The following is a 12,289-nucleotide window of genomic DNA, read 5'->3' as shown; positions in this document are numbered from 1 at the left end:
GTCCCCCCCTGCCGGAACATCCCCCCCGCAGTATCAAAAAAGGGCGCGTTTCCTTCGAAAACGTGCCCTTTTTTCTATCCGTGCTGACGTTTCCTAAAACGCCCTGGATACGCCCGCATTTATGCGGTGGTACACGGAGCTTCCCCGGGCTTCCATGCCATAACCGGCATAAACCGTCCAGCGGTCATTCCACTGCAAGGCGGCATCATACTCCACGCGTACGGCATGGCGGGCTGGTTGGACACCACGGGCCCTCCAGAAAATGTCGCTGTATATGCTGTAAACGGAAGCCTCCGGCACATCCTGAATAGCATCTCCCACATAGGAAAGGCGGAGCACCTGCATCCAGTGCCTGCCTTTCCAGTCACCACTTCTCTCAACACTCACACCTGCCGGGATGGACAACCGGCGCAAAACCGCTCCTTCAAATTTTCTGGCATAGCTGCCGTCTTCAAGAAAAGAAGCCTCCGTGCCATGTGTAAACTCCATCCTCAAAAACGGAGACACAGTCCATCCTCCTGCATACTGAATGCTTCTGGAAACTTCCGCCTGGACCAGCCACGTTCTGTTGTTCCATTCCCCATGAGCGTCCATACCGTTGCTGAACCGGCTTTTCATGCAGTTATCAGTCATTCCCCAAGTAAGATCGGCTTTCACCGTCCACAGGGAACGCTCGCCGGAGCGGAATATCCGCCCCCAATAAATGCTCCCCATCAGGGAATCCTGGGTAATCCTCCCATTAAAATCCCGGCTCCTGCTGAAACCGTGCATTTGTCCGAACGCTATCCCCCATATCCCGCTCTTTCCTCCAAAATCGGAATCCATGCCAACGGAATATCCGCCCCCGTCATAGTCATAACCATCTACGCCGCCCCGGGAACGCTGGCGGGCGAAATCCCCCAGCCCCATTCCCCATACATTGCGTGCATACCGCTGATACAACCGCACCGGGGTTAACTGCGCCAACGCAGTATTCCCAAGAGAAGCCGCGTTTGAAGCGGAACTCCAAAGGGAATTGAGAGCAAGCTCTCCAGCCTGCTCCGGACGGACCTGATCCGGGCGGCATCCGGCTTCATGTTTCCAAATTGCCAACAGCTGGTCATCTTCTCCATCTCCATCCATGTCGCGCCATTCATATTCCCAGGTACCGCCGTAGGTATAGGGAGAATCAACCGTGGATGACTGGGTCGTATTGGAAATAACCCCTTTCAGCTCTCCTTGCGGCCGTTTGCTGGAAGAATCCATATTAAAAATGACAAACTCCCTGTCCCTTCCCCAGGCGGCGGAGGCGTAATCATCCAGCGTATCCGCAATTCCAATGGTTCCCCCCAGTAAAAATTCCCCGGAGGCGGTGATGTTGATACCGCTGTCCCCCCGTTCCGAGAAAGGCATGAGATCCCAGTCAAACCCGTGGGACATGTCAATGGTGACAGCGGAAAGGGAAGGCAGTTCATAGGTCTTCCCCTCCCAACTGTCGGAACCGATGGGAGCGGCTCCCACCCGCAGGATAGCGCCGCTGCCATGGCCGGAAACAATCACCTGCTGGGCGCTGATGGATGAACCGGACGTCATTTCCAGCACTCCGCCGGCCAGGTTAAACACCGGTTTGTCCTGCTCCACTCTTGAACTTCCCTGCCATACATCCCCACTCTCATTCGCCAGGTTCATGCCGTATTCAAGAACCAGCCGTCCCCCTTCCACAATAATATTTGATTCAAGTTTCACCCTGCGGGAGGTCTCCACCCGTTCCGCGTAATCACCATCACTTTCCCCGTCATTGCGAACTAGAAACGACTCCGTCAATGCACCGGAAAAACGCACGGTTCCTCCAAACTCCACAGGAATACCTCCATAATCTGCCCAATCGGCCGGAATTCTGTTAATATGCAGGGTAGGCATGGCTACAGTAATACTTTCAATATCAATACCATCATAAAATACAATTTCTCGTCCGGCCTGGGCGCGGAAATCCATGGTTAAATTCCCATTGGGCTGAGATATGCCCGTATAATCGTTTTCGGGAGCATAAGCAAAAATCCCCAGGGCGCGGGCAAAGACCCCCGAACTTCCTTTAACCAAGTTGCCTCGGAAAACGATATTCCCGCCATCCGCAGACAAAAGCCATTGCCCTCCAAACCTTTTCCCTTCATTATTGCCGCAATAAATGGCTCCGGCCGTATTTTTATCAGTCACATTATTTTCAAACAGGACATCACCCGTTTGCACCAGCTTAAAAGATCCATAAATAGTGATAGCGCCCGCCATCCCCGGCATGCTCCCTCCGGAAGCCTTATTATTTCTAAAAATAATATCTCCCCGGATGTTGCTAAACGACAAAGACGGCTGGTTATCCGGTAAGAATATGGATCCAATGCCTATCGCCGCAGGTCCTCCGGTGGACGTGTTATTTTCAAACAGGATATTTTCCGTATCATTAAATGAAATACTCCCTTCATTGGTAAAAATCCCCGCAGAACTCATGTAATAAGAAGTTTTAACAAGATTCCTGAAGATAATATTTCCCGTATGGTCAAAAGAAATATTCCCATCTCCAGGATTGGAGTAAAGGGAAGAATCCCCCCCCTGGTTAATAAAAATGGCACCGCCATTGGAAGAATATCCCATCTTCATATCCGTAAAAGAAATATCCCCGGTATTGGTAAAAGCCAAGGAATTCAAACGGCTGAAGCCTATACCCCCATGATTCAGCCCCCGGAATTCGATATTTCCTACATTGTTGAAAGAAACAATATCAGCTTTCCCGTACCTCCCGCCACCGGTTCCGGCCGTGGCGCCATCGGTAATGCCGATCATGTCCATATTATCCGCAATGAAGCTCAAATCGCCCAAATTCTGAAAAGTAACCTGAGGAGCGACAAACTCCTCCCCGCTTTCCCATGGCCCCATGACAAAAATAAAAGATTTGGAAGCGGAACTGTTCTTTCCGGGATTAAGCCCGGTACAGTGAAAGCCGAGAGACGTTCCTTCCGTGCTGGAAAAATGTGTACTATAGCCGGAGAAAACACCCTGCCTGTTTCCGGCGCCGCCCTTGTCCGGATTATAATTATCAAACGTAAACGCACCTTCATAAAAGACGCCATCCCTTCCGGCCAGATGATACGTCACTTCCTCCGGCTGGAATACTTCCACATCATCGTTTCCATATGTTCCTGAATAAATATCCACTTCCTTGGAAAAAACGGAACAGACAGTAACTAAAGGAACCAAGGACAACATGGCAAAAGCAAATAATTTCATGATAATCTGTACATTTGGATGTTTTTTGCATATCAAACGCGCTCCTTTTAATGTACGAATTTGGAATCCGTTGTTATTCGAAATTCAAAACAACAAAATAACAATCAATGAATTATTGTTAGAAAAAAAGATTGAAACAGAACAAGATTCCTTCCTCTTCTTACAGGTTGGCCATTGAATATAAAAAAATAATCTTTACTCCGGATTCCAAATTCGCAACCATACTGAAAATAAAATGGTTTGATAGTTGACGCTTTATATTCTTCTTTGAATAAATCAAATTTTCAACAATAGAGCCACACAATCCCAAAAACTGCGAGAATGCAGTTACAATCAATCCATTCTTGCCTCCCTGACGGAAAAATCCCATACTTTCTGCATGACATGGAGTTGGAACAAACTTTCCGCCGCCAAATGGGAAGATGCCTGGAGCGAACGCATCGCCGGAAATCCGAACGCCGTTATTACAAAAATCAAGGGGGGGAAAACGGTTCGAATCACCGTTTACTGCGATGATGAAGAAGACGCCCTGGCCTTGAAAAAATATTTTGGAGGAACTGTCAGGGAAATCAAGACGCAGGACTGGGTAGCGACCCAGAAGCGGGAAAAACGCCCTCCGCTCAAAATAAGGGACGCACTGGTCATTACGGAGCAGAGTTCTCCGGAGAATCTGGCCGCTCTGCAGAAACAGTTCCCCTCGCGCTGCATCCTGAGCGTTCCCGCCGAAATGGCTTTCGGAACAGGAGACCACGCTACCACATCCACCTGCCTGCGTTTTATCTGCGACGCTGCCAAATCCCGCAGAAAAACATCATGGAGCATGACGGACATAGGCTGCGGAACCGCCGTGCTGGCCATGGCGGCGCTGAAGCTGGGGGCGGAGCACGCCACGGCTTTCGATTTTGACCCCATGGCCATTGAAGTGGCCCGGCACAACATGGTCCGCAACGCCGTTACGGCGGAACAGCTGGACTTATTTGTGGAAGACGTCTTCAAATGGAAACCTTCGGAGTCCCAGCAGGGTGACCTTGTCGTCGCCAACCTGTTTTCAACCATACTGCAAAAGGCTTTTCCACAAATCATCGCCGCCATGAAGAAGGATGCCGCTTTGGTCATCTCCGGCATTCTGGCTTCCCAGTGGGAAGAAACGAAAACGGCAGCGGAACGTCACGGTCTGTTCTTTGAACGGGTCGTCAAACGCGGGAAATGGATTACGGCAAAGGGAGGAATGGCCCGGTAGCAAATAGATCCGCTCCGCATTTTTGTTCCGCCCTCACGGCCCTTCCTTCATCGGAACAGCAATACCCGGCTTCCAGTTCAAAAATCTCCGCATCCCGGCACCCCTGCTACAGAAAACAGGAATGCACTTTCATTGTCCGGCAGGAAAAACCAGCCCGCATGCCCGGCATGTGATTCTCCTTACACGGGCAGGACTATCCCTCCGCACGTTGTTCACGGGCAGAAAACAGTCTCTCTACATACTTGGCCAGCATATCCACTTCCAGATTGACCGGCTGGCCGGGAACGGAATTCTGCAGATTCGTGCGGCCGAAAGTATGGGGCGTAATCCAGAACTCCAGCAGAGAGCCGCTCAAATTGGCTATGGTCAGGGAAATGCCGTCAATGGTGATGGAACCCTTGTCAATACAATAGCGGGTGAGTTCCTCCGGAATGCGCACCTCCAAACGGTGATCCTGCCCTGCAGGCTCCAGAGCGGCAATCGTACCGGTATGGTCCACATGCCCCATCACGAAGTGGCCTCCGAAACGGTCCATGGCGGACATGGCGCGTTCCAGATTAACCAGCATCCCCGGCTTGAGGGTTCCCAGACTGGTGACGCGGAGAGTCTGGGAAAGCAGATCAAAGGAGATACGTTCACCCTCCAGGGCATCCACCGTCAGGCAGCATCCGTTGACGGCAACGGAATCCCCCAGGGCAAGTTCACGGCCGAACGGAATGGTCAGCGTCAGCCTGGCTCCGCCGTTAATAGGCGTAAATCCTTCCACGGTTCCTGTTGTTTCAACGAGTCCGGTAAACATAAGAGTGACAGTACGCTTCGGCCATTAATGGCCGAAGCAGGTGAAGAAAATAAACACGATGGCAGTGGGAAAAGCCGCCCAGGCAAACAGCCACAGGGGATTGATGCCTTTGAAATATTTACCCAGAATGGCCTGCCCGGCCGGATTGGGGGCGTTGGCGATGACCGTCAGGCCGCCGCCCGTCACAGCACCCGCCACCACGGAATATTTGACGGCTTCCGGCAGGTTGGGAACCGTAGACGCCAGGAAAGTGACGGCGGCATTGTCATTAAATGCCGTCAGCAGCGTAGCCCCGACCATGGCGTAGTCCCCCAGCCGCGTCAGCACCGGCTCCAGCCACCAGGCCTGCACGCCGCCCAGAATGACCAGCCCCGCCAGGAAGAACCCCACCATGATGGGCACACGCAGAGACATTTGGTTCTGGTATTGCGGCGTAGCCAATGTGAAACCGATAAAGAACAGGAAACTGCCGATGAACATGACCGGCTCATGGGCAAAAAGAACCGTCCAGACCAGGAAGCAGACATGCGCCAGGGTCACCCACAACGGTATCTTGTCATTGCGGTCTTCCCAGGACTGGGGAACGGCGTCGTCAAACTCGTCGAACTCCCTCTGCTGGGAAGCCAGGCGGGCGAACTCCCTGCGGAAAAGGAGAAAATACGCCAAATTGGAAATGACGATGGCGGAAACGGCCTTCCATCCGAAATGCTGGATCATGTGAGCCAGCCCCCAGTCCCACTTTTCCGCCACCATCACTACGGGCGGAGCTGCAAAGTGCGTCAGGGTGCCCCCGATGGAGATATTCACGAAGAGAAGCCCCAGAGTGGCGTACATCAAGGTTTTCTTCGGCTTGAGGTCGTAAAATTTCTTGCTTAGGATCAGGGCCCCGATCGTCATGGCGGCAGGTTCCGTAATCAGAGACCCCAGCAAGGGAGCCAGGCACATCACGGAAATCCACCACGCGCCCGGCGTGGCCTTCCCAAGCCTGGCGCCGCAGTTCACGACATATTCCGCCAGCTTGAAAATAGGGCGGGAAGAAGCGATAATCATGATAATCATCACGAACATCGGCTCCGTGAAGGAACAGTCATAATTCAAATAAGCGGAAAAATCCTCAAAGGAATAATACTTCCAGCACACGAACATGAAAGGGATAAGCCAGATTCCGAACACGGCTTCCACTTCTCCCAGAAAATGGAAAATGGCGGACGCGAAGGAAACCGGGAGGCGCTCTTCCGGATGCATCACGCGGAAGTTGGTTTCCTTGAGCTTTTCCTTATAGCGCAGGGCCAGCTTATGGGAATAACGCTCAAAGCGGCCAGCCAGAAACGTATGGATAATAGCGCCGAAGAAAACGAGCGTCACTGCCAGGTTGAAACCGCCGGACTGCTTGTTGCGTTCACTAAGCACCTGGTACAGGCTGGCATCCGGCGGCACCGGATTGTAATGATTGAGAGGAATGGGAAAATGGCTGTACTGGGATTCCCCCCCCACTTCCGCGGCCGGATAAGCGGGAGCCGCCGTGCGGGCCGAAGCTTCACCGGCGGGAGCCCCCAGGAAAAAAGCGGCGGCAGCTACGGCAGTGAGCAGACCCGCACGGCGCGCCAGAACTTTGAAGAAATGACAAATACAGCTCATGTCTGCAGACAGACTAAACGCCTCTCCTTTCTTCCGCGAGCGGAAAATGAGTCTGCATGCTTTTTAGCGATAACGCATTCAAACGGGAAAATCCAGACATGCCCCGGAAAAAACGCGCGCGGCACGGAACAGGCTGTCATGCCTGCCTGAGTTTAAGGTTGAACAGAAAACTTAAAAATAGTAGTTGCAGATATGCGCTCCGTCCCAGGCCTCCTTTCCGTTTTCTTGATCGCAGCCGGTGTCGCATGTGCGGAGCTTCCGCCCGACCTGCCGCCGGCGTCTCCCCTTCCCTTTGCTCCCGGCCCGGTCATCGGGGGAACCATCAAGGGAAACCCGGCCGCCGGCATCGTTCCCGTCAAAGACCTGATTGAAGCCAACCGCAAGGATGAATACATCCCCATGGCGGAACCCATTCCCGGAGAGACAGGCTCTTCCGCTCCCCTGGCGGAGTCCATCCCTAACGCGGAACCCATTCCCGGGGAAACGAACCTGCACGCCCCGGTACAACCTGCGGAGGCACCCCTTGCCATTCCCTCCACGGCTTTTTCCCCCGTTCCGGTTCCTCAGCCTGAAACCCGCGTAGCCATTCTGGGTTACCATGATTTCAGCCGCACCCTTCCCGCTACGGAAATGCGCATGAATACGGATGTATTCCGCTCTCAGATGCAGGCGCTGAAGGCGTCCGGAGTGCCCGTCATCTCCATGAAGGAATTCCTGGAATGGAAACTGGGGGACAGGCAGCTTCCGGCCAAATGCGTCATGATCACCATCGATGACGGCTGGAAGAGCGTCTACACGGACGCCTATCCCATCCTGAAAGAAACGGGATTCCCCTTTACCATTTTCCCATACACCAAATTCATCACGGGCCGCGGTTCTGCCATGAGCCCCGCCCAGATTCAGGAAATGCTGAATAACGGCGCCACCCTGGGCAGCCACTCCGTCAGCCACCTGTACCCAAGATCCTGGAGGGCCGCCCAGCGGAAAGGTACACAAGCGGTTCTGGATCTGGCAACGGCGGAAATAGGCAATTCCCGGAAAATCCTTCAGGAAAAATTCCCCGGTTCTTCCGTGGAGGCCTATTGCTATCCTGGCGGCTTCATCCTGCCGGAAATGATCTCCAAGGCGGAAGACGCCGGATTCCAGGCGGCCTTTACGGTAATCCCCAAAAAAGTGACCAAGGACACGGACCGCTGGCGGATTCACCGCTACATGGTCTTCGGCAAAGACCCTAAGACATTTACCAGAGCCCTGAATTTCAACGTTCCCTCCACTCCGGAAACTCCGGCGGCCACCCCTGGCAACAGCAGCGGGAAAAAGATGAATTCCTACCCGGCCCCGGCCCAGCCCGTTTATCCGGCCGCCAATACCGTGGTGAAAAACCAGACTCCCGATATATCCATTTCCCTGGCAGGGGAACCCTCCTTGGAACCCAAGCAAATGGAAATGCGCGTCTCCGGCTTCGGCCTGGTAAACGCCCGGTACGACGCCAAGGAAAAAATTTTGAAATGGACTCCCTCCCGTCCCCTGCGGCTCAGCCCCGTAACCGTCCAGGTCCGTTGGAAAAATCCTGCTGTCAACATGTGGCAAACGGCCACCTGGCAATTCGGCATCGAGGAACAGGAAATGCACTTCACTCCCCGGAACATAGTCAAATAGCCATTTTCCCTCAGGGCTTTTTCACCACCAGTTTGCGGATGCCAAACCGGCGGTTGGTATCCGGCCCTCCCCAATTCCCATCCGTTCCGGACACTTTTCCTTCAAAGAAAAGAGGAGAGATGGAAGGAACTTCCGGTTCCAGATTCCCCTCCTGGAAGGCCTTATGAATCAGTTCCTCTCTCTGGAAAGCCTGAGAGCCTACATGATAATACTCCAGGGCGAACACCACCCCGAAAAACAAAGTCGCTCCGGCAAGGCAAACAGTCACCGCGCGCAATCCGCGCACCATGATCTCATTCCGGTACAATACGGAGAACAACACGGTTGACGCCGCCAAAACGGGCAGGGACGACACGAACTGAACATGATGGGCGGGAATGCACACCGGAAAATAACAAACGGACATGATGAACCCCAGCAACAATAAAAAAAGAATATAAAAGAAGGATTCCTTTTCCTTCCTGATTACTTCCCGGCACCGCTCCGTGCCGCTGAACAACAAAAATCCCGTTAATACTGCGGAAACGGCATATATTTTACACAACATCCTCGCGTGGTAATAAAGCAATATCCCGAAAGACTCCGCATAGGCGCAAAAACCGCCCTTCCTCAAAACTTCACTCGCTCCCAAATCATGGCCAAGCCGCGAATACAAACCGGGGGCGGCAAATAGAAACAGGCCTCCCAACGCAACGCCGGCAAACCCGCACCATACATAAGCGCCCACCCTGCGGTCCCGGAACATGCCGACCGCGGCCATGATGCAAAACGCCGCCGCCATTCCTATCGTCGCCCCTGCATTACAGGCGCCGCAGAAAATCCCATAAATCAGACATCCTGAGGACAGGCCCCATCGAGGGGAGGTTATCCGCTTCCCCCACCTGGTTCTGTAAATATTCATGAACCATACGATCAGGCATCCGGTCCACACATAATTCATGGAGCCTGCGCGTGTCAGGCAGACATAATAAACGGTTACCCCGGCTGAGACGAACATGCTTAAAGCAAACAACCACGTCCATGCTCCGCACTCCCGCCGGAGATTGGGCATTCTCCCCAGAGCGAGCACATAAAGGCCAAGAACAAGGGCAAGCACAAACACGGGATTCAAGACCGTCCAGACCAGCCGGGGAGCAGAAGTAATAAAAAACGCAGCCATTTCCCCCAGCCTGGGATTCCAATACAGGTAACTGTCCACGCAGGCCTTCCAGACATGGCGGATATGAAACTGCCCAAGGTACCCCGTCCTGTCGTGAATAAAGGAATCCCCGGCAATAGGGGAAAACCATGAAATAATATATAAAATAAATAATACTGAAAATGTTACAGCAATGGGAAAGACAAAAATTCTCCTCGGCTTCAACATATTTTTTTCCTAACGGATTAGGAATCCGCATATAACGTGAATCCCGAAAAGGACTACGCAGGGAGGCCGGCTACAAAGGAAGAAGATTCTCCTCCGCTGCGTTCGGACACGTCCAGCCATAAGGCCCGGCAGCCCTGTTTTCCCGGCACCCGCCATTCGGAAATAACTGAGCAAATTTGCATTAAATTATTTTTTCTCAAATTTGTAGGTTGACTCCGGATTCCTAATCCGCTTTTTCCCATATTCGGCAGGTTCCATATAAAAGCTTATTGTTAGAAAGGACTAACATTCATCAGTTGAGGAGACTCGCGCACCACCTCCCCGGAATGCCAAAAAAACTGACATTTGGCTTGCCCGCATGGTGTGAAGTGGCATAATCATCCGGCACCATTATCAGGTTCAGCCAGGCACGGACATCCACATGAAGACGAGCACCAAAACTTTCGCCATTGCAGATACAGCCGCTAACGCAGACTATCTCACCAATACATCCGAACCGCTCGGAGAAACGATGACCCTGAATGTGGGCCCCTCCCACCCCGCCACCCACGGCGTGCTGCGCCTAGTGCTGGAACTTGATGGTGAAGAAATCATCAGCTGTGATCCGGTGGTTGGCCATCTGCACCGCGGAATGGAAAAAATAGGCGAAACCATCCAGTACAACCAATTTGTTCCCTACACCGACCGTTTTGACTACCTGGCCCCCCTGTCCAACAACATCGCCTATGCCTGCGCGGTGGAAAAACTGCTGGGATGGGAACTGCCGCCCCGCGGACAGGCCCTGCGCGTACTGGCCCTGGAACTTTCCCGCTTTTCCTCCCACATCCTGGGCGTAGGCGTGTACGGCATGGACGTAGGCGCCATGACCGTTTTCCTGTACTGTTATGAGGAACGTGAAAAAATCCATAATTTTTACGAACAGCTCACTGGGGCGCGCTTTACTTCCTCCTATACCCGCATCGGCGGACAGACGCGTGATGTTCCCAATGAAATGCTCAAGGAAGTGCTCGTCTTCTGCGATGAAGCGGCCAAAACCCTTGATGAAACGGAAGCCCTCCTGCTCAAAAACAAAATCTTCATTGACCGTCTTCAGGGCGTAGGCGTCATCAGCCGTGAAAAAGCGCTTTCCTGGGGTATTACGGGGGCCAACCTGCGAGCCAGCGGCATTAAGCGGGACCTGCGCAAACTCACCCCCTATCTGGGATATGAAAATTACGAATTCGACGTCCCCGTAGGCGAACACGGAGACTGCTACGACCGTTTTACCGTGCGCATTGAAGAAATGCGCCAGTCCCTGCGCATCATCCGCCAAGTCATTGAAACCATGCCGGACGGCCCCATCAACATGGTGGACACCAAAGGCACGCTGCCTGAAAAGAAAAAAGTCCTGACGGACATGGAATCCCTGATTCGCCAGTTCATGACGACGACCATGGGGGTGAACGCCCCTGCCGGGCAGGTTTACTTTGCCGCGGAAAACCCGAAGGGAGAGCTGGGTTTCTTCCTGGACTCCAAGGGGGGCGGGCTTCCCAACCGCCTGCGCATGCGCTCCCCCTCCTTCTGCAACCTGTCCATCCTGCCGGAACTGATGAAAGGCCACCTGGTTTCCGACGTTCCGGCCATTCTCGGCTCCTTCGACTTCGTGATGGGCGAATGCGACCGTTAAACACCCGCCACTTTCATCCACTTCAACGCAAACACCAAACTTTTTCCCCATGTCCGATTACGCTGAAAACGCCATCGACGCGACTATCGCCCACCAGCCCAGCCCGGGCGAACGGTTTTACCCGGCCTTTGAAGTAACGCCGGAACTTGACGCCGCCGCCAGCGAATACGTTACGCATTACCCGGAAGGCAAGCAAAAATCCGCCGTGCTGCCCATCCTGCATGAAATACAGAAAAAATTCGGCTTCATCAGCGGCGACGCCATTGCCTGGGTGGGAGAAAAACTGAATATCTCCGCCGCCCATGTTCTGGGCGTGGTGACTTTCTATCCCGGTCTGCGCCAGATGTGCCCCGGAAAAAACCACATCCGCGTATGCCGCACTCTTTCCTGCGCCATGGCGGGGGCGGACAGCCTGTTCGACGCCATCTGCACGCGTCTGGGCATTGACAAAAACGGCATCGACCACCACCACCCCATTGGAGTCAGCCCGGACGGCCTGTGGAGCGTGGAAGGAGTGGAATGCCTAGCCAACTGCGGCTTTGGCCCCAACATGATGGTCAACGATCTCCTGTACGAAAAAGTCACTCCGGAAGTGCTGGAAGAAGTGATTGCCAAATATCAGACAGCCTAACCCTTTCCATTTCCCACGCACCAGATTTTCGC

8 protein-coding genes are annotated in these 12,289 nt (G+C 53.4%); 4 read left to right on the top strand and 4 right to left on the bottom strand.

The genetic code is table 11. The annotated features are described in order from the left end of the window. Positions 1–93: 93 nt before the first annotated feature. Complete coding sequence (locus AMUC_RS08650; RefSeq protein WP_012420655.1) at positions 94–3,258, bottom strand: autotransporter family protein; 3,165 nt, start codon at positions 3,256–3,258, stop codon at positions 94–96. Between the two features lie 379 nt (positions 3,259–3,637). On the opposite strand from AMUC_RS08650, the gene AMUC_RS08645 reads away from it, so the two are divergent. Continuing rightward, a complete protein-coding gene (locus AMUC_RS08645) occupies positions 3,638–4,498 on the top strand; it encodes a 50S ribosomal protein L11 methyltransferase (protein ID WP_012420654.1) in 861 nt (286 codons plus the stop codon). A 193-nt stretch (positions 4,499–4,691) separates the two neighbouring features. Here the strand turns inward: AMUC_RS08645 and AMUC_RS08635 are convergent, their stop codons facing one another. Both AMUC_RS08635 and AMUC_RS08630 read right to left on the bottom strand, forming a co-directional pair. Next, positions 4,692–5,297: a riboflavin synthase gene (locus AMUC_RS08635; RefSeq protein ID WP_012420653.1), complete on the bottom strand. Its 606-nt coding sequence runs from the start codon at positions 5,295–5,297 to the stop codon at positions 4,692–4,694. Between the two features lie 24 nt (positions 5,298–5,321). Continuing rightward, complete coding sequence (locus AMUC_RS08630) at positions 5,322–6,935, bottom strand: putative Na+/H+ antiporter (RefSeq protein WP_012420652.1); 1,614 nt, start codon at positions 6,933–6,935, stop codon at positions 5,322–5,324. Positions 6,936–7,127: 192 nt separating this feature from the next. Between AMUC_RS08630 and AMUC_RS08625 the strand changes: the two genes are divergently transcribed. After that, positions 7,128–8,594, top strand: a complete 1,467-nt coding sequence (locus AMUC_RS08625; protein WP_012420651.1) for a polysaccharide deacetylase family protein — start codon at positions 7,128–7,130, stop codon at positions 8,592–8,594. A gap of 10 nt (positions 8,595–8,604) precedes the next feature. On the opposite strand, the gene AMUC_RS08620 is transcribed toward AMUC_RS08625, so the two are convergent. Next, positions 8,605–9,960: a DUF6056 family protein gene (locus AMUC_RS08620; RefSeq protein ID WP_012420650.1), complete on the bottom strand. Its 1,356-nt coding sequence runs from the start codon at positions 9,958–9,960 to the stop codon at positions 8,605–8,607. A gap of 421 nt (positions 9,961–10,381) precedes the next feature. On the opposite strand from AMUC_RS08620, the gene nuoD reads away from it, so the two are divergent. Both nuoD and AMUC_RS08610 read left to right on the top strand, forming a co-directional pair. Next, a complete protein-coding gene (nuoD, locus tag AMUC_RS08615; RefSeq protein WP_012420649.1) occupies positions 10,382–11,626 on the top strand; it encodes an NADH dehydrogenase (quinone) subunit D in 1,245 nt (414 codons plus the stop codon). A gap of 49 nt (positions 11,627–11,675) precedes the next feature. Beyond that, entirely contained in the window at positions 11,676–12,257 is a 582-nt protein-coding gene (locus AMUC_RS08610; RefSeq protein ID WP_012420648.1) for an NADH-quinone oxidoreductase subunit NuoE family protein, read from the top strand. The last annotated feature ends 32 nt before the right edge of the window (positions 12,258–12,289 follow it).

Origin of the sequence: Akkermansia muciniphila ATCC BAA-835 (genome assembly GCF_000020225.1) — a bacterium.
GTDB lineage: Bacteria > Verrucomicrobiota > Verrucomicrobiia > Verrucomicrobiales > Akkermansiaceae > Akkermansia > Akkermansia muciniphila.
This window is presented reverse-complemented; position numbering and strand designations above follow the sequence as displayed.

What these genes read in the sequence shown, in the direction of transcription:
- AMUC_RS08650 (WP_012420655.1), bottom strand. Translation starts at nt 3,258, where the DNA reads ATGAAATTATTTGCTTTTGCCATGTTGTCCTTGGTTCCTTTAGTTACT.
- AMUC_RS08645 (WP_012420654.1), top strand. Translation starts at nt 3,638, where the DNA reads ATGACATGGAGTTGGAACAAACTTTCCGCCGCCAAATGGGAAGATGCC.
- AMUC_RS08635 (WP_012420653.1), bottom strand. Translation starts at nt 5,297, where the DNA reads ATGTTTACCGGACTCGTTGAAACAACAGGAACCGTGGAAGGATTTACG.
- AMUC_RS08630 (WP_012420652.1), bottom strand. Translation starts at nt 6,935, where the DNA reads ATGAGCTGTATTTGTCATTTCTTCAAAGTTCTGGCGCGCCGTGCGGGT.
- AMUC_RS08625 (WP_012420651.1), top strand. Translation starts at nt 7,128, where the DNA reads ATGCGCTCCGTCCCAGGCCTCCTTTCCGTTTTCTTGATCGCAGCCGGT.
- AMUC_RS08620 (WP_012420650.1), bottom strand. Translation starts at nt 9,960, where the DNA reads ATGTTGAAGCCGAGGAGAATTTTTGTCTTTCCCATTGCTGTAACATTT.
- nuoD (WP_012420649.1), top strand. Translation starts at nt 10,382, where the DNA reads ATGAAGACGAGCACCAAAACTTTCGCCATTGCAGATACAGCCGCTAAC.
- AMUC_RS08610 (WP_012420648.1), top strand. Translation starts at nt 11,676, where the DNA reads ATGTCCGATTACGCTGAAAACGCCATCGACGCGACTATCGCCCACCAG.